General features: G+C 70.3%; 16 protein-coding genes and 1 pseudogene. 8 read left to right on the top strand and 9 right to left on the bottom strand.

Annotated features, from left to right (window positions below; all coding sequences use genetic code 11):
* The first annotated feature begins 43 nt into the window (after positions 1-43).
* On the top strand, positions 44-1,006 hold the full coding sequence (locus ACK99Q_RS10375; protein WP_410186031.1) for a phosphotriesterase: 963 nt from the start codon (positions 44-46) through the stop codon (positions 1,004-1,006).
* A 2-nt stretch (positions 1,007-1,008) separates the two neighbouring features.
* Here the strand turns inward: ACK99Q_RS10375 and ACK99Q_RS10370 are convergent, their stop codons facing one another.
* Positions 1,009-1,626, bottom strand: a complete 618-nt coding sequence (locus ACK99Q_RS10370; protein WP_410186030.1) for a TetR/AcrR family transcriptional regulator — start codon at positions 1,624-1,626, stop codon at positions 1,009-1,011.
* 166 nt (positions 1,627-1,792) lie between these two features.
* Here ACK99Q_RS10370 and ACK99Q_RS10365 point away from each other — a divergent pair, with 166 nt between their 5' ends.
* The 3 genes from ACK99Q_RS10365 to ACK99Q_RS10355 are packed head-to-tail and all read left to right on the top strand — an operon-like array spanning position 1,793 to position 4,952.
* Complete coding sequence (locus ACK99Q_RS10365) at positions 1,793-3,562, top strand: FAD-dependent oxidoreductase (RefSeq protein WP_410186029.1); 1,770 nt, start codon at positions 1,793-1,795, stop codon at positions 3,560-3,562.
* The gene (locus tag ACK99Q_RS10360) at positions 3,559-4,545 is read left to right on the top strand and encodes an Ldh family oxidoreductase (protein ID WP_410186028.1); all 987 of its coding nucleotides are present in this window, start codon (positions 3,559-3,561) and stop codon (positions 4,543-4,545) included. Before ACK99Q_RS10365 ends, ACK99Q_RS10360 begins: the two co-directional genes overlap by 4 nt.
* Positions 4,542-4,952: a carboxymuconolactone decarboxylase family protein gene (locus ACK99Q_RS10355; protein ID WP_410186027.1), complete on the top strand. Its 411-nt coding sequence runs from the start codon at positions 4,542-4,544 to the stop codon at positions 4,950-4,952. The genes ACK99Q_RS10360 and ACK99Q_RS10355 overlap by 4 nt, the downstream gene beginning before the upstream one ends.
* 44 nt (positions 4,953-4,996) lie before the next feature.
* On the opposite strand, the gene ACK99Q_RS10350 is transcribed toward ACK99Q_RS10355, so the two are convergent.
* Genes ACK99Q_RS10350 through ACK99Q_RS10335 form a run of 4 tightly spaced genes read right to left on the bottom strand, consistent with a single transcriptional unit; the run spans position 4,997 to position 9,869 of the window.
* On the bottom strand, positions 4,997-6,790 hold the full coding sequence (locus ACK99Q_RS10350; protein ID WP_410186026.1) for an acyl-CoA dehydrogenase: 1,794 nt from the start codon (positions 6,788-6,790) through the stop codon (positions 4,997-4,999).
* Between the two features lie 50 nt (positions 6,791-6,840).
* Positions 6,841-7,578 (bottom strand): GTP pyrophosphokinase family protein, encoded by a 738-nt coding sequence (locus ACK99Q_RS10345; RefSeq protein ID WP_410186025.1) that lies wholly within the window; start codon positions 7,576-7,578, stop codon positions 6,841-6,843.
* 40 nt (positions 7,579-7,618) lie between these two features.
* Positions 7,619-8,245 (bottom strand): TetR family transcriptional regulator, encoded by a 627-nt coding sequence (locus tag ACK99Q_RS10340; RefSeq protein WP_179423965.1) that lies wholly within the window; start codon positions 8,243-8,245, stop codon positions 7,619-7,621.
* Between the two features lie 58 nt (positions 8,246-8,303).
* Positions 8,304-9,869, bottom strand: coding sequence for an MFS transporter (locus tag ACK99Q_RS10335; RefSeq protein ID WP_410186024.1), 1,566 nt, complete (start codon positions 9,867-9,869; stop codon positions 8,304-8,306).
* A gap of 228 nt (positions 9,870-10,097) precedes the next feature.
* Between ACK99Q_RS10335 and ACK99Q_RS10330 the strand changes: the two genes are divergently transcribed.
* From ACK99Q_RS10330 to ACK99Q_RS10320, 3 genes and pseudogenes are all read left to right on the top strand, one after another.
* Positions 10,098-11,189, top strand: a complete 1,092-nt coding sequence (locus tag ACK99Q_RS10330; protein ID WP_410186023.1) for a ferredoxin reductase — start codon at positions 10,098-10,100, stop codon at positions 11,187-11,189.
* Between the two features lie 11 nt (positions 11,190-11,200).
* Positions 11,201-12,478 (top strand): fatty acid desaturase family protein, encoded by a 1,278-nt coding sequence (locus ACK99Q_RS10325; protein WP_410186022.1) that lies wholly within the window; start codon positions 11,201-11,203, stop codon positions 12,476-12,478.
* Positions 12,479-12,754: 276 nt separating this feature from the next.
* Positions 12,755-13,348, top strand: a pseudogene (locus tag ACK99Q_RS10320) (DUF6801 domain-containing protein); the annotation flags it as partial.
* Here the strand turns inward: ACK99Q_RS10320 and ACK99Q_RS10315 are convergent.
* Positions 13,291-13,674, bottom strand: a complete 384-nt coding sequence (locus ACK99Q_RS10315; protein ID WP_410186086.1) for a hypothetical protein — start codon at positions 13,672-13,674, stop codon at positions 13,291-13,293. The pseudogene ACK99Q_RS10320 and the gene ACK99Q_RS10315 overlap by 58 nt on opposite strands.
* Before the next feature lie 591 nt (positions 13,675-14,265).
* Here ACK99Q_RS10315 and ACK99Q_RS10310 point away from each other — a divergent pair.
* Positions 14,266-14,814 carry a hypothetical protein gene (locus tag ACK99Q_RS10310; protein ID WP_410186021.1) on the top strand — a complete coding sequence of 183 codons (549 nt, stop codon included), beginning with the start codon at positions 14,266-14,268 and terminating at the stop codon, positions 14,812-14,814.
* 33 nt (positions 14,815-14,847) lie between these two features.
* Here ACK99Q_RS10310 and ACK99Q_RS10305 read toward each other — a convergent pair whose 3' ends face one another.
* Genes ACK99Q_RS10305 through ACK99Q_RS10295 form a run of 3 tightly spaced genes read right to left on the bottom strand, consistent with a single transcriptional unit; the run spans position 14,848 to position 20,032 of the window.
* A complete protein-coding gene (locus ACK99Q_RS10305; protein ID WP_410186020.1) occupies positions 14,848-15,744 on the bottom strand; it encodes a DUF3152 domain-containing protein in 897 nt (298 codons plus the stop codon).
* A 54-nt stretch (positions 15,745-15,798) separates the two neighbouring features.
* Complete coding sequence (locus tag ACK99Q_RS10300; protein ID WP_410186019.1) at positions 15,799-18,690, bottom strand: bifunctional [glutamine synthetase] adenylyltransferase/[glutamine synthetase]-adenylyl-L-tyrosine phosphorylase; 2,892 nt, start codon at positions 18,688-18,690, stop codon at positions 15,799-15,801.
* A 4-nt stretch (positions 18,691-18,694) separates the two neighbouring features.
* Positions 18,695-20,032, bottom strand: coding sequence for a glutamine synthetase family protein (locus tag ACK99Q_RS10295; protein ID WP_410186018.1), 1,338 nt, complete (start codon positions 20,030-20,032; stop codon positions 18,695-18,697).
* Between the last annotated feature and the right edge of the window lie 60 nt (positions 20,033-20,092).

The raw sequence follows: 20,092 nt of genomic DNA, 5'->3' as shown, positions 1-20,092 counted from the left end.
ATCTGGCGCCACTGTCAACTGCCTCCCGACGGAAAAGGACCTCATGAAGACCATCGCCACCGCAGCCGGCCGAGACGTCCCCGTGACCGAGCTCGGGCACACGCTCATGCACGAGCACGTCTTCGTGCTGAACACGGAGATCGAGCGGAACTACCCCGGCCGCTGGGACGAGGAGGTCCGCGTCGCGGACGCGATCGCGAAGCTCGAGTCGGCGTACGACCGCGGCGTGCGGACGATCGTGGACCTCACCGTGGTGGGGCTCGGGCGCGACCTGCCGCGCGTCCAGCGAGTCGCCGAGCAGGTGCGGATGAACATCGTCGTGGCCACGGGCCTGTACGCGTACGACGACGTGCCGATGTTCTTCAAGTTCCGCGGGCCGGGCCTGCTCATCGATGGACCCGAGCTGCTGACGGAGTTCTTCGTCCAGGACCTCACCGAGGGCATCGCCGACACCGGCGTCACGGCCAGCATCATCAAGTGCGCCACGGACGCCCAGGGCATCACGCCCGGCGTCGAGCGCATCCTGCGGGCGGCCGCCCGCGCCCACAAGGAGACGGGCGCGCCGATCTCCACGCACACCCACGCCCCCACCGAGCGAGGCTCCGACCAGCTCGCCGTGTTCGTCGAGGAGGGCGTCGACCTGTCACGCGTCGTGATCGGCCACTCGGGCGACACGACGGACCTGGAGTACCTCGAGCGACTGCTCGACCACGGCGTCTACCTCGGCATGGACCGGTTCGGTCTCGACCTCATGCTCTCCTTCGAGGACCGCGTCGCGACCGTGGCGGCCCTGTGCGAGAAGGGCTACGCGGGGCAGCTGGTCCTGGCCCACGACGCCTCGAGCTACACGCACAATTTCGACCTGGATGCCAAGGAGAAGCTGATGCCCAACTGGCACTACGAGCACGTCCACGCGGACGTCCTGCCGGCACTGCGGGACCGCGGCGTGACCGAGGCGCAGATCGAGCAGATGCTGGTGGCCAACCCGGCCGCCATCCTGGGATGACGTCAGTCGGGGACCGGGAGCCCCAGTGCCTGGGCCCACATGCGGCTGAGGGTCGTGACGACCGTCTCGGTGTCGTAGTCCTCGTCGAACACGAGCCACATGTAGCAGAAGTTGCTCACCATCGAGGTCAGCGCGTCGGCGGCGACCTGCGCCGGGAGCGCGGGGTCGATGACGCCCGCCTCCTGCCAGCGGCGGATGCCGCGCTCGGTGCGCGCCCGGAACATCGTGCGCGTCTCGCGGCGCATCGCCTTGAACTCCGGGCTGAAGGTGGCGACCTGCTCGAGGATCATGATCATCCCCGCGTCGGCCTTGTAGCCCTCGACGTACCGGCGGGTCGCCGCCTCGATGCGCTCGTAGGGCGAGGCCCCCTCGGGCAGCCGCGACGACGCCACCTCGAACATCCGTCCGTTCACCTGCGCGATGGCGGCGCGGAAGATGTCCTCCTTGGAGTCGAAGTAGTTGTAGAAGCTGCCGTTGGCCGTGCCGGCCTCGGTGGTGATGTCGGTGATCTTCGTGTCCAGGAAGCCTTGGCGCGCGAAGACGACCGACGCCGCGTGCAGCAGGTTGTCGCGCGTCCTGCGCCCCCGCTCGGTCAGCTGCTTGTCATGTACCGGTGCCACGTCCGCCCCTCGTCTCAACGTCTCGCCACTGCGCATTGTGCACGACGCGCGAGCCCATGCGCGGGACCGCGATGGGAACCGATGATAGTTGACAGTGGCGCCAGATTCAACTTACAGTGACCTGCACCACAGTGCATGGCACACCCCTCGCAGCAACGGAGGCCGCATGTCCCACCACCCCACCCCGGAGCAGTCCGCACTGGACGCCTGGCTCACCGCGTTCGCGACGGCGCTCGAGCGCGAGGACAAGGGGGCGCTCGCGTCCCTGTTCACCGAGGACGCCGACTGGCGCGACATCGTCGCGTTCACGTGGGACTTCAGCACCGCGGTCGGGCCCGAGGCCATCGCCGACCGGCTGATCGAGACGAACGCCGAGACGCGCGCCAGCCAGATCCTCCCCGACACGACGCGGACCCCGACGTCCCGCGTGCGGCGCGCCGGCGAGGAGGTCGTCGAGGGCTTCCACACCTTCGAGACCTCGGTCGGGCACGGCACGGGCATCGTGCGGCTGCGCGAGGAGCCCGACGGCCGCATGCTGGCCATGACGCTGCTGACGACGCTGCAGGAGCTCGAGGGCTTCGAGGAGCGGCGCGGCGCCCGACGACCCCACGGCACGGCCTACTCGCGCACCTTCGGCGGCCAGAACTGGAAGGACCTGCGCGAGGCCGAGCGGGCCTACGCCGACCGTGACCCGGAGGTCCTGGTCGTCGGCGGCGGACAGGCCGGGCTGACGATCGCGGCACGCCTGCGCACCATCGGGGTCGACGCCCTGGTCATCGACGCCCACGAGCGGGTCGGCGACGTGTGGCGCAAGCGCTACCACTCCCTCACGCTGCACAACGAGGCGTGGGTCGCGAGCCTGCCCTACCTCGAGTTCCCCGACACGTGGCCGACCTACATCCCCAAGGACAAGCTGGCCGACTGGTTCGAGTTCTACGCCGAGGCGATGGAGCTCAACACCTGGAACAGCACCCGCCTCGTGTCCGGCCGCTACGACGAGTCCGCGGACCAGTGGACGGTGGAGCTGGACCGCGACGGCACCACGGTGACGATGCAGCCGCGTCACGTCGTCATGGCCACCGGCAGCGTCAGCGGCATCCCGAGCATGCCGAGGCTCCCGGGCCTCGACGAGTTCACCGGCGAGGTCATGCACTCGAGCCGGTACTCCTCCGGCGCGGAGTTCCAAGGTCGCCGGGCCCTCGTGATCGGCACGGGCACCAGCGGCCACGACGTGGCCCAGGACCTCCACGCCCTCGGCTCGGAGGTCTCGATCGTCCAGCGCAGCTCCACCACGGTGGTGAGCCTGGAGCCGAGCGGCATCTCGGTGTACGCGCTCTTCTCCCAGGGCCTGCCCCTCGACGACGCCGACCTGATCGCGGCGGGCAACTCGTTCCCCACGCTCATCAAGGCGAACCAGCTGCTCGCCCAGCAGATGCTGAAGGACGACGCGGAGCTGCTCGAGCGACTGCACGCCGTCGGGTTCCGGACCGACATCGGCGAGGACCACACCGGCTTCCACCTGAAGTACAACCGTCGCGGCGGCGGCTACTACATCAACGTCGGCTGCTCGGACCTGATCGCCGATGGCGAGGTGGGCCTGATCCAGCACGATCAGATCGAGCGGTTCACCGCCGACGGCGTGCGCCTGCGCGACGGCTCCGTCCTGCCGCTCGACCTCGTGGTGCTGGCGACCGGCTACAGCAACCAGCAGGAGGACGTGCGCCGCTACTTCGGCGACGAGATCGCCGACGCCGTGGGCCCCATCTGGGGCGTCGACGACGACGGCGAGATGCGCAACATGTGGCGCCGCACGGCCCAGCCCGGGCTCTGGTTCCACGCCGGCAGCCTGGCCGCGTGCCGTGCCAACTCCAAGTACCTGGCCGTCCAGATCAAGGCCGAACTCGAGAAGATCGCTCCGGCGAGGAGGACCGCATGAAGCTCCAGATCACCGAGGCCCACGACCTCGTCCGACAGGCGATGGCCCGGTTCGGGTACGACGACGACCAGCAGACGATCATCGCCGACCACCTCATCGACTGCACCGTCCGTGGGTTCGACGTCGGCGGGCTCCCCCGGGCCGCGACCCTCGTCGAGCGGCTCGGGAAGTCCGAGCCCTTCGGCCCGATCGTCGTGGAGCAGGAGACCGCGTCCAGCATCGCGCTCGACGGCGGCGACCAGCTCGGCTACATCGTGGCCAAGCAGCTGACCGAGACGCTCATCGAGAAGGCCCGGCACGTCCCGGTCGTCGCCGGCACCGCGCGCAATACGTGGTGCACCGGCATGTTCACGTACTACCTCGAGATGGTGACCGCCGCCGGCCTCGTCGGCTTCGTCGCCAGCAGCGGAGGGCCCACGGTCGCCCCGCACGGCGGCACCGAGGGACGGTTCGGCACCAACCCCGTGGCATGGGGCTTCCCGACGCCCGGGCAGCCGATCATCTGGGACATCGGCACCTCGGCGGCGATGCTGGCCGACCTGTCGTTCGCCATCAAGACCGGCCAGGAGCTCGCGCCCGGCCTGGCCTTCGCCCCCGACGGCTCCCCCACGACCGACGCGGCCGCCGCGCTCGGCGGCGGCGCGATCGCCCCGTGGGGCGGCCACAAGGGCTCGGGCCTGGCGATCAGCGCCCAGCTGCTGGGCATGATGTCCGGGGCCGAGACGGATCCGCCGTGGCTCACCGACATGGGCTTCTTCATGGTCGTCATGGACCCGAACGCGTTCTCGTCCGACTTCTCCAAGCGCGCCGGCGAGTACGGCGACTGGGTGCGGTCCACGCGTCCGGCCGACCCGGACTCCCCCGTGCGCATGCCGTTCGACCGCTCGGTCGCGGCCCGTGACGCCACCTTCGCCGCCGGCGAGATCGAGGTCTCCGACGAGATCGTCGGGCTGCTGCGCGACTTCGTGGAGTCCCCCTCATGAGCGTGCTGTCCGACCTCGAGTCGTCCGACGACCCGTCGGTCCGCCAGGGTCTGGCCACCCGGCGCTCCGTCCTGGGCGAGGCCTACGTCTCCCGCACGCTGGAGCGACCGGCGGAGGCCGGCGACGACCAGCAGCACCTGCTCACCGGGCAGGTGTGGGGGACGCTGTGGAACCGCGAGGCGCTCGACCGGCGGTCGCGGAGCCTCGTCACGATCGCCCTCCTCGTGGCCGGGGGCCACGGCGACGAGCTCGAGGCCCACGTGCTCGGGGGCCTGCGCAACGGCCTGACGCCCGAGGAGATCACCGAGGTCGTCATCCATTGCGGCGCCTACTGCGGCGCCCCCGTCGGCCTGGCGGGCATGCGCCGGGTCAAGGCCGCCCTCGCGAGAGAGGCCGCCACCGCCTGACCGCGGGGTCGTCGTCCCCCTTCACGACGACCCCGCGGGCAGGATCACAGCGAGGCCGGATCGAGGTCCAGGACCGTCCGGTCGAGCGACGCCAGGAGGTCGAGCTGGGGGTCGACCTTCGGCAGCTCGAAGGCGTAGAAGTAGCGCGTCGCGGCACGCTTGCCCTCGAAGAAAGCGTCCTGGCGCTCCCCCACCGCGAGCAGCTGCTCGAGCCACACCCAGGCGACGACCACGTGGCCCGCGGCCTCGAGGTAGACCGCGGAGTTCGCCAGGGCGAGCGCCGGGTCGCCACCGGCCCACAGCTGGCCCGTGACCTCGACGAGGCGGTCGACGCGCGCGTCGAGCTGCTTGGCGTAGTCGGCGGTGTCGTCCGCGTCGGCCGCGCGCGCGACCGTGGCCTTGACGGTCTCGACGAGCGTCGCCAGCCACGCTCCCCCGCCGGCGATGACCTTCCGGCCGAGGAGGTCGAGGCTCTGGATGCCGTGCGTGCCCTCGTGGATGGGGTTCAGGCGGTTGTCGCGGTAGAACTGCTCCACCGCGTAGTCGCGGGTGTAGCCGTAGCCGCCGTGCACCTGGATCGCGAGGTCGTTCGCCGCGAGACACCACTGCGAGGGCCACGACTTGGCGATCGGCGTGAGCACCTCGAGGAGGTCGTGCGCACGGGTCCGCGCGGCCTCGTCGGCCCCGGTGGCCTGCTCGTCGATGAGCCGCGCGCAGTACAGGAGCAGGCCGAGGCCGCCCTCCACGTAGGACTTCTGCGCCAGCAGCATGCGGCGGACGTCGGCGTGCTCGGTGAGCGGCACCATCGGCGCCGACGGGTCCTTCGCGCCGGGGATCCGGCCCTGCGTGCGGGTCTTGGCGTAGTCGAGCGCGTGCAGGTACCCGGTGTAGCCGAGCGCCACGGCGCCCATCCCCACGGAGATGCGCGCCTCGTTCATCATGTGGAACATCTGCGCCAGACCCTGGCCCTCGTCGCCCACGAGGTGGCCGACGGCCCCGGCGGTGCCGCCGGGGGTGGCGAGGCCCTCGCCGAAGTTCAGCAGCGTGTTGGTGGTGCCGCGCCAGCCCATCTTGTGGTTGAGGCCGACGAGGGCGACGTCGTTGCGCTCGCCGATCGAGCCGTCCTCGTTCACGAGGTGCTTCGGCACGATGAACAGGCTGATGCCCTTGACGCCCGGAGGCGCGCCCTCGACCTTCGCAAGGACGAGGTGGACGATGTTCTCGGTCAGCTCGTGGTCACCACCGGAGATCCACATCTTCGTGCCGAAGAGGCGGTAGGTGCCGTCCTCCTGCCGCACGGCGCGCGTCGTGATGTCACCGAGCGACGAGCCGGCCTGGGGCTCCGAGAGGCACATCGTGCCGTACCAGCGGCCCTCGATCACGGGCACCGCGTAGGTCTGGACCTGCTCGGGCGTGCCGTGCTCGACGAGCAGGTTGGCGTTGCCGGTGGACAGGAACGGGTACGAGGCCGCGGCGGCGCTGGCGGCCTGGAAGAAGGCGAACGCGCCCTGGCTGACCGTGAACGGCAGCTGCATGCCGCCGAGATCGGCATCGAACACGCCCGCGGGCATGCCGGAGTCGCGGTAGACGGCGAGCGCCGCGCTCAGCTCGGCGGGCAGGACGACCTTGCCGTCCTCCCCCACGACGGGCTCGTTGGCGTCGAGCAGACGGTTGATGGGGGCGAACCGCTCGGTGGCGATCGTCTCGGACAGGTCGAGGACCGCGTCGAACGTCTCGCGCGAGTGCTCGGCGTACCGCTCCCGCTCGGTCAGCTCGGCGGCCTTGAGCCAGTCGAACAGAAGGAAATCGACGTCCCGACGGGACAGCACCACGGACATGGGAACTCCTGACTAAGCGCTTGCTTAGCCACACGATAGCCGAGAACGGCTCAGCCGAGCGAGCGGATCTCCTCGCGGAGCAGACCCATCTGCGCATCGAGGTCCGCGGCGGTGCTCGCGACCTCGGTCAGCTTGTCGTGCAGGTGCTCCGGCACGTGGGTGCCGTACTTGTAGTAGATCTGGTGCTCGACGCTGGCCCAGAAGTCCATCGCGATCGTCCGGATCTGCACCTCGACCGGCACGTGCACCGTGCGATCGGACAGGAACACCGGCAGCTCGATGATGAGGTGCAGGCTCCGGTAGCCGTTCGGCTTCGGGTTCGCGATGTAGTCCTTCGTCTCCAGCACCGTGAGGTCCTGCTGCTGGGTGAGCATCCGCGCGAAACGGTACGTGTCCTCGACGAACACGCACGAGACGCGGATCCCGGCGATGTCGCGGATCTGCTCGCGGATCGCCCCGAGATCGCGCGGGCAGCCGACGCGGTCGACCTTGGCCACGAGGCTCTCCAGCGTCTTCAGCCGCGACTTCACGTGCTCGATCGGGCTGTACTCGTGGGCGAGCTCGAACTCCTCGCGCAGGATCGAGATCTTCGTCTCGACCTCGTCGAGCGCGAACTTGTACTCCATGAGGAAGGAGGACATCTGCTGCTGCGTCTCGCGCAGACGGCGCCGGAACTCGACCGGACCGTGCGGGGCACCGGCCAGCTGGCGCAGGACGCCGATGTCGAGATCGGACGGCTCCTCCGCCCCGGTCTCGGTCTCGCCGGCCGTCGATCCGCTCACGCTCATGCGCCCATCGTGCCCGGTCGACGAAAGCGCGGCGCGCCGATCAACTGCGCCAGTCCTTGAACCCGAGCACGATCAGGCGCATCTGGCGGCGCGCGCCCTCGCGGATCCTGGCCTCGAGATCGGGCCGCCCCTCGGGCATCTCGACGACCTCCTCGGCGTTGGCCACCATGTTGCGGACGAAGAGGCGCGAGACCATCTGGACGTCGTCGGCGCTCCAGTTCTCGATGTTGGGCAGCCGGGCCAGCACGACGGCGAGCTCGGAGACGAAGAGGTCGAGCTCGTGACCGATGGCGCGGCGCACGACCTCGGAGCCACCCACGCGCTCGCGGGCGACGAACGCGAAGTCGGCCTTGTTCTCCTTGACGGCGTCGACGAGGATCTCGGCCGCGGCGTCGATGATCTGCAGGAAGACCTCGGGGTCGCGCGAGGCATCGCGGATCATGGTGCGCAGGGTGCCGAAGCACCGCTCCACCAGCGCGAGACCGAGCTCGTCCATCGAGGCGAAGTGCCGGTAGAAGGCGGCCGGGACGACGCCGGCGCGCTTCGCGACCTGGCGCAGGCTCGTCTGGGCGAAGCCCTGCTCACTGCTCAGCTCGAGCGCGGCGTCGAGCAGCGCACCACGCGTGCGCTCCTTCTGCAGCTGACGCGCACTGACGGCCTCGGACACGGCCCCAGCCTAGGGGGACGGCGCGCGGGGCAGCCAGACGGTGGACCGCCGGCCGGGCTCACCGCTGCGCGCTCTCGTCGCCGGCGGGCTGCGACGCGGGTCGCGGCCACAGCAGCCACACGACCGCCGTGACGACCAGGCTGAGCACCCCGGTGGCCACGAGCGCGTCGCGGACGCCGTCGGAGAAGGCCGTCATGACGGCCTGCGTCACGAGGTCCTGCACGTCGCGCGGCAGTGCGGCGATGGCGTCGGCGAAGGACGACGAGTCGACCAGCGCGGCGCGCAGCTCGTCGATCGTGTCGGCACCCACGCCCGCGTCGGTCGCCACGGCCTTCCATTCGCGCAGGCTGAAGCCGCGACCCATCGCCGTCAGCAGGGCCACGCCCACGGCGCCGCCGACCATGCTCGACATCTTGAAGACGCCGGCGGCCGTGCCGGCGAGGTGGCCGGGCACGTTCCCGACCGCGGTGTTCGAGATCGGCGTGGAGAGCAGGCCCAGGCCGAGGCCGACGACCACGAGCCCCGCGGCCATCAGCCACAGCGACGACGTCCGCGAGGTCGTGCCCAGCAGGAGGAGACCGCCGCTCATGACGACGAGGCCGATCAGGACGGGCAGCCGGGAGCCGCGACGGGCGTCCATCCGGCCGCCGAGGGCGATCGTGCAGAAGATGCCGAGCGTCGAGGGCAGCATGAGCAGGCCCGCCTCGACGGCGCTGAAGCCGCGGACGTTCTGCAGCCACAGGACCAGCAGGTAGCTGAGGCCGCCGAACGCGAGGTTCATCATGAGGTTCGCCGTCAGCGCGCCGTCGAACGCGCGCAGCCGGAAGAGCCGGAAGTCGACCAGCGGGTCGGCGACGCGCAGCTCGATGAGGCACCAGGCCCCGGCCAGCACGGCCGCCGCGACGAACATGCCGATCACGAGCGGCGAGCCCCAGCCGACGTCCGGCGCCTCGGTGAGCGCGTAGAGGAGCGCGAAGACGGCGAGCGCGATCGTCACGAGCCCCGGCCAGTCGACGTGGCTCGACGCTCCGTCGTCCTTCGACTCGGGCGTGAAGCGGGCGACGACCACGAACGCCACCGCGGCCAGCGGGACGTTGATCCAGAACAGCCACGCCCAGCCGAGCCCGTCGGTCAGTCCGCCGCCGACCGCGGGGCCGACGGCCTGCCCGCCCCACGCCACGGCCTGCCAGACGCCGAACGCGGTCAGCTGCTCCTTGCCGGAGAACTGCGGCGGGATGAGGGCGAGGGTGGCCGGGAGCACGAGGGCAGCGCCGACGCCCATGAGCGCACGCCCGGCGATCAGCATCGGCAGGCTGCCCGCGAGCGCCGAGACCACGGAGCACGCGCCGAAGATCGCGATCCCGAGCAGCAGCATCCGCCGGCGCCCGTAGACGTCGCCGAACCGCCCGGCAGCGATGACGAGGGCGCCCGTCACGAGGCTGAACGCGTTGTTGGCCCACTGCAGCGCTCCGAGCTGCGCGTCGAAGTCGTCCCCGATCGCGGGGCTGGCGACGCCGAGGTCGGCGAACGCGAGCCACACCATCGCGGCGGCCACGCAGATGCCGGCGAGCGAGGCCCAGCGGCGCGCGTCCCGCACGTCGCTGCCGGCCACCGATCTGCTCATCGCGTCCCCCGTCCCGGCGCACACCGTCTCCCGCAGGCTGTCGCACGCGGAGCTCGCGCGCCTCACCCGCGGCGGGTGAGGCGCCGCGGGCCCCGACGCGCGCGAATTCGGTGAACACGTGTTCCACGACACGGCACGTCGTGTTGACCCATGGCGTCCGTACCTGACATGCTTTGGTGAACAGATGTTCACTGATTGATGGAAACCCCCGCACCCGACAGGAGTCCCATGGGACTGATCCGCAAGGCCCTGGCCTCTTCGGTCGTCGCCAAGGTGACGTCTCCGCACCACCCGGACGACTACCTGACCCTGGTGCACCCCATGCTCACGGTGAAGGCCGTGCGCGGTCGCGTCGTGGACGTCATCCGCGAGACCGGCGCCGCCAGCACCGTCGTCATGCGCCCCAACGGCTCCTGGTCGGGCTTCGTCCCGGGCCAGCACGTCGAGTTCGGCGTCGAGGTCGAGGGCACCCGCCGCGTGCGCGTCTTCAGCGTCTCGAGCTCCGCCGAGCGCAAGGACGGCCTGTTCAGCGTCTCGGTCAAGGCCCACCCGGACGGCTACGTCTCACAGTTCCTCCACGCCGGGAGCCTCGAGCCCGGCACCGTCGTCTACCTCTCCCCCGCGTCCGGCGAGTTCGTGCTGCCGCAGCAGGTGCCCGACCACGTCCTGCTGATCAGCGGCGGCTCCGGGATCACCCCCGTCATGAGCATGCTGCGCACCCTGGCCGACCGCGGCCACCAGGGCCGCGTCACCTTCCTGCACTACGCCCGCTCGCGCGAGGACGAGATGTTCTCGATCGAGCTCGACGCGCTCGCCCAGCTGCCGTTCGTCGACATGGTCCGCGTCTACACGCGCGACCCCGAGCCCGACGCCGAGCTCACCGGGCGCATCACGCTCGAGCACCTCAAGCGCCTGGACCTCGAGCCGACCACGACCCCCACGTGGGTCTGCGGACCCGCAGGCCTCATCGCCACGGTCACCGAACTGTACGACGAGCTCGGCGCGGGCGACCAGCTCACGGCCGAGTACTTCAAGGTCCCGTCGGTGGACCTCGACGCCGAGGACGCCACCGGCAGCGTCACCTTCGACGCCAGTGGCGTCGACGCGCCCAACTCGGGCGCCACGATCCTCGAGCAGGCCGAGGCCGCCGGCCTCAAGCCGGCCTACGGATGCCGCATGGGCGTGTGCAACACGTGTGCGGTCAAGAAGCTCCACGGCGCGGTGCGCCACGTCATCAGCGGTGAGGTCTGTGCCGACACCGACGAAACCATCAAGGTCTGCGTCAACGTCCCCGTGGGCGATGTCGCGGTCGACCTCTGAACGGAGAGAACATGTCCCTCTTGCGACGGTCCAAGCCCGCCCCGATTGAGCCCCTGAGCGCCAGCGGCCACAACCAGGCCCCGGTCCCGCTGGTCGATGCCTACGACCCGAACCGCCGGTCCACGATCGGCCTCGAGTACATGACGTACGAGCAGCTCGAGGAGTTCGGTGACGAGCTCGACGCCGTGCGCAAGCGCGTGCTGGACGACCTGGGCCAGGAGGACGCCGACTACATCCGGCGCGTCCTGCGCGCCCAGAAGTGGTTCGAGGTGCTCGGCCGCATCGGCATCTTCCTGCCGATCTTCCCGCCCGCGTTCATCGCCGGCGTCATCTTCCTCTCCATCTCGAAGATCATCGAGAACATGGAGATCGGGCACAACATCATGCACGGTCAGTACGACTGGATGAACGACCCGATGATCGACGGCAAGCGCTACGAGTGGGACAACGTCGCCCCGGCCCACGACTGGAAGCACGGGCACAACTACATCCACCACACGTACACCAACATCCACGGGATGGACCGCGACATCGGCTACGGGCTGCTGCGCATCGACGAGGACCAGCCCTGGTACCCGAACCACCGCTTCAACCTTCCGCTGTCGTTCGCGCTGATGGTCTTCTTCGAGTGGGGCGTGATGTACCACGGCCTGGAGATCTCGGACTACATCAACGGCCGCATGAGCAAGGAGGAGTTCAAGGAGCACAAGGCGCGCGCCCTGAAGAAGACGCGTCGCCAGGTGTTCAAGGACTACGTGATCTACCCGGCGCTCGCCCTGCCGCTCGTGCCGATCATGGGCTGGTCCGCTCCCCTGTGGGTCCTGGGCGCCAACGTGGTCGCGAACATCGTCCGCAACATCTGGACGTTCCTCATCATCTTCTGCGGCCACTTCCCCGCCGGCGCCGAGACCTTCATGGAGGAGGACGCGCAGAACGAGAGCCGCGGCCAGTGGTACCTGCGCCAGCTCCTGGGCTCGGCCAACATCTCGGGCTCGAAGCTGCTGCACCTCATGTCGGGCAACCTCTCGCACCAGATCGAGCACCACCTGTTCCCCGACATCCCCGCCCGCCGCTACGCCGAGGTGAGCGTCGACGTGAAGCGCCTCGTGGAGAAGTACGGCCTGCGCTACAACACCGGCCCGCTGCCCAAGCAGCTGCTGAGCGTGGCGCGCCAGCTCGCGCAGTACAGCCGCAAGCCCTCGGACCCCTACAAGGTCGGCAACTCGCCGGAGTCCAAGGCCCTGCGTCGGGCCAAGCGCGAGGCGAAGCAGGCCGCGCAGGTCGCCTGACCACCTCTCGCACGCCCTCAGAAGCGCACCGAATCCCTCGATTCGGTGCGCTTCGGCGTTCCGGCGACCATCTCTTTTCCCCGGCGTTCCGGAGCGATACCGGACCGTGTGACGGGTGGGAAGAAAGTGATCACTGACTTTGTAACCACTAGTTGCACTTTCGTTTTCGTGGCTCTAGGTTGTGTGGTGTCTGTCACAGCCGACTCCTCCGAGGGCACCTCTCGCGTTCTCGACGGGTCGGCTCAACTCCCATAGAAGGACACCCTTGTGAAGAAGATGACGAAGACCGGAAAGGTCCTGGCGACAGGGGTAGCTGCAGCCCTGAGCGCCGGGGCCATCAGTGTGATCGGAGCCGCCAGCGCCAGCGCTGCGGACGTGACGTTGGAGAAGAACTTCCTCTACAAGTGTGAGGTGGTCGCCGGCGGCCTCAACCTGGGCATCCAGGACATCGGCGTCCGCGCCTCGACCGTCGTGCCCGACACGGTGACCCCCGGCCAGGTCATCCCCGCGACCCCGGTGAACATCACCCTCACCATGCCGGAACTGCTGCGGCAGTCCACGGCGCTGCTCCTGGGTGGCCGCGAGGCGGCGGGCTCGTCGACCGACTCGGCCGTCACGCTGACCACCGGTGGCCAGACCACGACCATCGCGATCCCGAACCTGGGCTCGCCGCGCACCCCGATTCCGCAGGTCGCGAACGAGCCGTGGCTGATCCCGGCCACCGGCACCGTGCCGCCGATCACCACCCCCGACTACGCGGTCGACTCGGTGGTCGTGGGCATGCCCGCGAGCTTCAACATCACCGCGACGATCTACAAGGCGGACAACTCCACCATCCCGTCGACCCTGGCCTGCAACGGTCCGGCCGACCTGGCGCTGGGCTCGATCGGCGTGACCGAGCCGACCACGGAGCCCACGACGGAGCCCACGACGGAGCCGACCACGGAGCCGACCACGGAGCCCACGACGGAGCCGACCACGGAGCCCACGACGGAGCCGACCACGGAGCCCACGACGGAGCCGACCACGGAGCCGACCACGGAGCCCACGACGGAGCCCACGACGGAGCCGACCACGGAGCCGACCACGGAGCCCACGACGCAGCCGACCACGGAGCCCACCACGGAGCCCACGACGCAGCCGACCACGGAGCCCACCACCCAGCCCACGACGCAGCCGACGACCGATCCGGTCATCAAGGTGCCGTTCAAGCTGAAGGGCAGCACCACGATCAAGGCCGGCAACGGCACGGCGCCGCTCAATGGCAAGATCGCGGCCGACTTCAACCTCGCCACGGGTCAGTTCGTCGCCGACCTGACGCTGGACAAGACCCAGGCGAAGCTGAAGGCGCTGGGCTTCCTGCCCGTCGACGCTGACCTGGCCTTCACCTCGGTGGGCAAGACCACCGGTGGCATCAACCTGGCCAACGGCCAGCTGACCGCCAACTCGAAGGTCAACATCCAGATCACGTCGATCAAGTCGTTCGGCCTGAAGCTGGGCGGCGGCAGCAAGTGCCAGACGTCCAAGCCGTCCGACATCACGCTGGCGTCCAACGGCCGCTTCGATCCGCTCCAGGGCGGCTCGGTCTCCAGCACGTACTCGATCGCGAAGCTGCAGGGCTGTGGCCTGCTGAACGACGTCCTGTCGATCTTCGCCTCGGGTCCGGGCAACAAGCTGACCGCGACGCTCGCCCCGTGAGCAGCGTGATCATCACCAGCTGAACCCCGGGGAGGGTCCTGCCGCAGTCGCGGTGGGGCCCTCCCTCGTTCCGATGCGGAAGGCATGACATGAACAGGACGATCCGAGTGGTCCTCGCCGGGGCGGCGATGGGTCTCGTGCTCGGCGGGTGCACGGGCTCCGCCGACGAGCCCGAGGCGCAGGCGAAGCCCGCGACACCTCAGGAGCAGTGGGTCCAGTCGCTGTGCAAGGCGCTCGAGCCCACCACCGCGCCGGTCGAGCCCCCGGCGACCGGTGGCAGCGCCGCCGAGTCGCAGGAGGCGATCGTGGGGTTCCTGCGCACGCTGCGCGACCGGCTCGAGGCCCAGGCCGCCGTGCTGGACGACGCGGGCGCTCCGCCCGAGGTCGATCCCGCCTCGTTCGACCAGGCGAAGGAGTCCCTTGCGTCGGGCGCCAAGACGCTCCAGGGCGTGATCAAGAACCTCAAGGCGGCCAGCTCGGAGGACGCCGACCAGATGGAGGCGACCCTGCTCCAGGTCAGCGAGTCACTGGCCGAGTCGTCGAGCTACCAGGGACCGCTGGCCGAGCTCAGCGCGAGCGACGAGGGACTCAAGCAGGCCTTCGAGGACGACAAGACCTGCGCGTCGATCATGAGCTGAGCCGATCCGACCCGCCTGCGTGCCCCGGTGCCCTCAGCGGTACCGGGGCACGTTGCGCTCGGACGGCTTCGGCCACGGGTTGAACGTGCACCCGTTGCGCCCCTTCGACTGCTGCATCATGACCGGCGCCTTCTGGCCCTTGCCGCCGCACGACTTGTGGTGCCAGCCGAGCCAGTGCCCGGTCTCGTGGTTCACCACCATGTGGCGGTAGCCCAGCAGCGTGGTGCCCTTGGCGGCGTTCCACGCCGGGGACGCGTGCTTCCAGCGCTCCTGGTTGATGATGACGTGGCGACCGACGCGGCAGCTCCAGGTCGAGGAGCACGCGCTCGAGTAGGTGGGCACGCGCGAGGCCTGGGCCAGCACGATCGTCATCGAGCCGCCGGACTTCACGCGCTTGAACCGGATGCCCGCGGCGCGCCAGCCGCGCGGGTCGTCGAGGATCTCGGCGACCTGGCGCTTGAACGTCTTCACGCTCGTGGTCATCTTGCCGTTCGTGACGATCGAGTACTTCACGGTGCGGCGCACGTCGCGCACGTGCTTGACCTTGCGCCACGGCGATCGCCTCGAGACGGTCGTGTAGCCGGGCCGGCTCACGGTGACCCGCACGCGCAGGGTGCTGCCGACGTCCTGGGCCTTGAGCTGGTACTTCCAGCGGGTGGCGCCCTTGATGGGCTTGCCGTTGCGCAGCCACTGCGTGCGGATCTTCAGTCCGCCGACGGAGTAGCGGCCGACCGAGCGGGTCAGCGTCTTGCCGAACCGGTGGGTGCCCTTCACCTTCGGGTTCTCGAGCACCACGATCCGCTGCGGTGCCGGCTCCGAGGTGGCCGCGACCGCCGCGGGGGCCACCGGCGTGGGGCCGGCCGCCTGGGCGGGCGCCGCCGAGAGCAGGCCCACGGCCAGGACGAGGGGAAGCAGCAGTCGCGCGAGCATGCGCTCAGGCTAACCCGCGGCCACCCACTCCCCCGCATCGAGACACAGCGACCCTCACTCGTAGAAGACGCGCTCCACGACCTGGCGGGCCCGGCGGGTGATCCGCATGTAGTCGTTGACCATCTCCTCGGTGTGGTCCTGTCCGATGCCGAGGATGTGGGCCAGCCCGGTGCGGTCGGCGGCGGTCTCGACCATCGACTCGGCGGGCTTGGCGCGCCACAGCACCACGCCGTTGCGGATGCGGGTGACGAGGCGCCACGAGTCGATCAGCGCCTGGGCGTCGTCGGCCGAGAGGATCTCGGCGTCAGCGGCCGCCTCGAGCGCCTCGATCGTGCGGGTGGTCCGCAGCGCCGGCACCCGGTGCGCGTGCTGCATCTGGAGCAGCTGGATCGTCCACTCGACGTCGGCCAGTCCGCCGCGGCCGAGCTTGAGGTGCGTGTTCGGGTTCGCCCCGCGCGGCAGCCGCTCGGAGTCGACGCGCGCCTTGATCCGGCGGATGTCGCGCTCCTGCGAGGCCGAGAGGCCGCCCTCGGGGTAGCGCAGCGGGTCGATGAGCGCCGTGAAGCGCTCGCGCAGGTCGGGGTCGCCGACGGCCGCCTCGGCACGCAGCAGCGCCTGGGCCTCCCACGTGTCCGACCACTTCGCGTAGTACGCCGCGTACGCCTCGAAGGTGCGCACCAGCGGGCCGTTCTTGCCCTCGGGGCGCAGGCCGGCGTCGATCTCCAGGGCCGGGTCGGCGCCCGCGGCGCCGAGCATCTGCCGGATCAGCTGGGCGATCCACAGCGCGCACGCCTTGGCCTCGTCGACGTCAGCGCCCTCGACGGGGTCGTGCACGAACATGACGTCGGCGTCGGAGCCGTAGCCGGCCTCGTGACCGCCGAGGCGCCCCATCAGCACGATCGCGTTGCGGGTGGGCAGCGGACGGTCGTTCTCGAGGGTCCACGCCGCCTCGGCGGTGGCGAGCGTGGCCGAGATCGTGGCGGTGTTGATCGCCGTCAGCGCTTCTCCCACCTCGGTGACGTCGAGTCGGCCCAGCACGTCGGACATCGCCACGCGCGACAGCTCGCGGCGCCGGATCCGCCGGACGGCGCGGACGGCGCCCTCGGGGATCTGGTGCCGCTTCGCGGCCAGCGTCATCTCGGTGTCGAGCCGGTCGAGGTCGCGCGGCACGAGGGCAGCGTCGTCGCCGAGCAGCGCCACGGCGTCGGGCGCGCGGCGGATGAGGTCGGTGACGTAGGTGCTGGAGGCCAGCATGTGCGCGAACTGCTGGGCGCCCGTGCCCTCGTCGCGCAGCTTGCGCAGGTACCAGGGCGAGTCGCCGAGCTCCTCGGAGATCTGCCGGAACGCCAGCAGGGCGGCGTCGGGCTGCGGCGACTCGGCGAACCACGACAGCATCGCCGGCAGCAGCGACCGGTGGATCACGGCGCGACGCGTGACGCCGGAGGTGAGCGCGCTGATGTGCGCCATCGCCCCCTTGGGGTCGCTGTAGCCGAGCGCGGCGAGCCGGTCCTCCGCCGCCTGCGTGCTGAGCCGCAGCCGGTCCTCGGGCAGCGAGGCGACCGCCTCGAGCAGCGGGCGGTAGAAGATCTTCTCGTGCAGGCGGCTGACGATGCGCCGGTGCGCCTGCCACTCCTTGACCAGGTTGTCGGCGGGGTTCGTCGTGAACCCCATGCTGCGGCCGATGCGGCGCAGGTCGTCGAGGTCCTCGGGCACGAGGTGAGTGCGCCGCAGCCGGAACAGCTGCATGCGGTGCTCGAGGGCGCGGAGGAACTCGTAGGCCTCCTCGAGCGCCGAGCCGTCGCGCCGCCCGACGTAGCCGCGGTCGGTGAGCGCGCGCAGCGCCTCGAGCGTGTTGGAGCTGCGGATGTTCTCGTCGACGCGTCCGTGGACCAGCTGGAGCAGCTGGACGGCGAACTCGACGTCGCGCAGACCGCCGCTGCCGAGCTTGAGCTGGCGGTCGCGGTGCGCGGCCGGGATGTTCTCGATGACGCGCCGGCGCATGCGACGGACCTCGGGCACGAAGTCCTCGCGCTCCGCGGCCTTCCAGACCAGCGGCCGCAGCGCCTCGAGGTAGGCGTCGGCCAGCTCGCGGTCGCCCGCGGCGTAGCGCGCCTTCAGCAGCGCCTGGAACTCCCACGTGACGGCCCAGCGGTCGTAGTAGGCCACGTGGCTGGCCAGCGTGCGGGTGAGCGGCCCCTGCTTGCCCTCCGGGCGCAGGTTCGGGTCGACCTCCCAGATCGTGCCCTCGGCCGTGTGGTCGCCACAGATCCGGATGATCGCGGCGGCCATGCGGGTGGCGGCGGCCGCGGCACGCTGCTCGTCGGCACCCTCGACCGGCTCGTGGACGTAGATGACGTCGACGTCGCTCACGTAGTTCAGCTCGTGACCGCCCGTCTTGCCCATCGCGATGACGGCGAGGCGCACGAGGTCGGAGTCGTCCTCCTCCGCCGCGGCGATCCGCAGGGCGGCGCCGAGGGTGGCGACCGCGAGGTCGGAGAGCTCGGCCGACGACTGGGCGAACGTGGTGTGGGCGTTGAGGTCGCGCGCGGCGATCGCGGCGAGCTCACGGTGGTAGCCCACGCGCAGCGCGTCGGGATCCTCGACGTCGGCCACCCAGTCGCGGTACTCCTGCTCGGTGGCCGGCCGTTCGAGTAGCCGCTCCCCCACGAGGTCGCGCACGTAGGCGGGGTGGCGGCGCCAGAACTCGCCGATCGCCCGGCTGGTGCCGAGCACGATCAGGGTGCGCTGGCGCAGGACGGCGTCGTCCTCCATCGCGGCGACGAGACCGGGTCCCTCGTCGGTCTCGGCGATTGCCACGAGCGACGCGAGCGCGCCGTCGGGGTCGGCCACCGCCGCGATCTGTTCGACGAACTCGGGCGAGATCTCGCCGAGCCGCGCCAGGTTCGCGGCGGCGGCCTCGGGGTCGGAGAAGCGGGTGCGGGTCACGCGCTCACAGGACCGGCATCAGCCGGTCGATCTCGAACTGGGTCACCTGCGAGCGGTAGTCCTGCCACTCCGCGCGCTTGTTGCGCAGGAAGAAGTCGAAGACGTGCTCGCCCAGCGTCTCGGCGACGAGCTCGCTGGTCTCCATCGTGCGGATCGCCTCGTCGAGGTTGCGCGGGAGCGGGGCGATGCCCATCGCGCGCCGCTCGTTCTCGCTGAGCGACCAGACGTCGTCCTCGGCCTCGGGCGGCAGCTCGTAGCCGTTCTCGATGCCCTTGAGGCCCGCGGCGAGGATCAGCGCGTAGGCCAGGTAGGGGTTGCACGCCGAGTCGGGCGCGCGCAGCTCGACGCGGGCCGAGCCCGACTTGTGCGGCTTGTACATCGGCACGCGCACGAGGGCGGAGCGGTTGTTGTGCCCCCAGCAGACGTAGTTGGGGGCCTCGCCGCCCCACGCGAGGCGCTTGTAGGAGTTCACCCACTGGTTCGTCACGGCGGTGATCTCGAGCGTGTGCTCGAGGATGCCCGCGATGAACGCGCGGCCCGTCTTGCTCAGCTGGTACTCGGCGCCGGCCTCGTAGAAGACGTTCTCGTCGCCCTCGAACAGCGACACGTGCGTGTGCATGCCCGAGCCCGGGTGGTCGGTGAACGGCTTGGGCATGAAGGAGGCCCACTTGCCCTGGCTCAGCGCGACCTCGCGGACGATCGTGCGGAAGGTCATGATGTTGTCGGCCATCGACAGCGCGTCGGCGTAGCGCAGGTCGATCTCCTGCTGGCCGGGGCCGCCCTCGTGGTGGCTGAACTCGACCGAGATGCCCATCGCCTCGAGCATCGTGATGACCTCGCGGCGGAAGTCCTGGCTGGCGCCCTGGGCCGTGTGGTCGAAGTAGCCGCTGTCGTCGACGGCGACGGGGCGGGTGCCCGGCTCGGGCTTGCTCTTGAAGACGAAGAACTCGATCTCGGGATGCGTGTAGAAGGTGAAGCCCGCGTCGGCGGCCTTCGCCAGCGCCCGCTTGAGCACGTAGCGCGGGTCGGCGTACGAGGGGCTGCCGTCGGGCATCGCGATGTCGCAGAACATGCGCGCCGTCGCCGGCGTCTCGCCGCGCCACGGCAGGATCTGGAACGTCGACGGATCCGGCTTGGCCAGCATGTCGGCCTCGTGCACGCGGGCGAAGCCCTCGATCGCCGAGCCGTCGAAGCCGATGCCCTCCTCGAACGCGCCCTCGAGCTCGGTCGGGGCGATCGCCACCGACTTCAACGAGCCGAGCACGTCGGTGAACCAGAGCCGGACGAAGCGGACGTCCCGCTCCTCGATCGCGCGTAGGACGAAGTCCTCCTGCTTACCCATGCGGTCAGTGTAGGGCCGCCGTCGCGCGGTCCGCGCCGCGGTTTGCGTCACCCGGCCCGC

It is taken from the genome of Aeromicrobium sp. MLTX1 (assembly GCF_046452335.1).
Lineage (GTDB): Bacteria > Actinomycetota > Actinomycetes > Propionibacteriales > Nocardioidaceae > Aeromicrobium.
The sequence above is the reverse complement of the archived record's forward strand: the minus strand, read 5'-3'. Positions and strand labels throughout refer to the sequence as shown.

What these genes read in the sequence shown, in the direction of transcription:
- ACK99Q_RS10375 (WP_410186031.1), top strand. Translation starts at nt 44, where the DNA reads ATGAAGACCATCGCCACCGCAGCCGGCCGAGACGTCCCCGTGACCGAG.
- ACK99Q_RS10365 (WP_410186029.1), top strand. Translation starts at nt 1,793, where the DNA reads ATGTCCCACCACCCCACCCCGGAGCAGTCCGCACTGGACGCCTGGCTC.
- ACK99Q_RS10360 (WP_410186028.1), top strand. Translation starts at nt 3,559, where the DNA reads ATGAAGCTCCAGATCACCGAGGCCCACGACCTCGTCCGACAGGCGATG.
- ACK99Q_RS10355 (WP_410186027.1), top strand. Translation starts at nt 4,542, where the DNA reads ATGAGCGTGCTGTCCGACCTCGAGTCGTCCGACGACCCGTCGGTCCGC.
- ACK99Q_RS10350 (WP_410186026.1), bottom strand. Translation starts at nt 6,790, where the DNA reads ATGTCCGTGGTGCTGTCCCGTCGGGACGTCGATTTCCTTCTGTTCGAC.
- ACK99Q_RS10345 (WP_410186025.1), bottom strand. Translation starts at nt 7,578, where the DNA reads ATGAGCGTGAGCGGATCGACGGCCGGCGAGACCGAGACCGGGGCGGAG.
- ACK99Q_RS10335 (WP_410186024.1), bottom strand. Translation starts at nt 9,869, where the DNA reads ATGAGCAGATCGGTGGCCGGCAGCGACGTGCGGGACGCGCGCCGCTGG.
- ACK99Q_RS10330 (WP_410186023.1), top strand. Translation starts at nt 10,098, where the DNA reads ATGGGACTGATCCGCAAGGCCCTGGCCTCTTCGGTCGTCGCCAAGGTG.
- ACK99Q_RS10325 (WP_410186022.1), top strand. Translation starts at nt 11,201, where the DNA reads ATGTCCCTCTTGCGACGGTCCAAGCCCGCCCCGATTGAGCCCCTGAGC.
- ACK99Q_RS10315 (WP_410186086.1), bottom strand. Translation starts at nt 13,674, where the DNA reads ATGACCGGATCGGTCGTCGGCTGCGTCGTGGGCTGGGTGGTGGGCTCC.
- ACK99Q_RS10310 (WP_410186021.1), top strand. Translation starts at nt 14,266, where the DNA reads ATGAACAGGACGATCCGAGTGGTCCTCGCCGGGGCGGCGATGGGTCTC.
- ACK99Q_RS10305 (WP_410186020.1), bottom strand. Translation starts at nt 15,744, where the DNA reads ATGCTCGCGCGACTGCTGCTTCCCCTCGTCCTGGCCGTGGGCCTGCTC.
- ACK99Q_RS10295 (WP_410186018.1), bottom strand. Translation starts at nt 20,032, where the DNA reads ATGGGTAAGCAGGAGGACTTCGTCCTACGCGCGATCGAGGAGCGGGAC.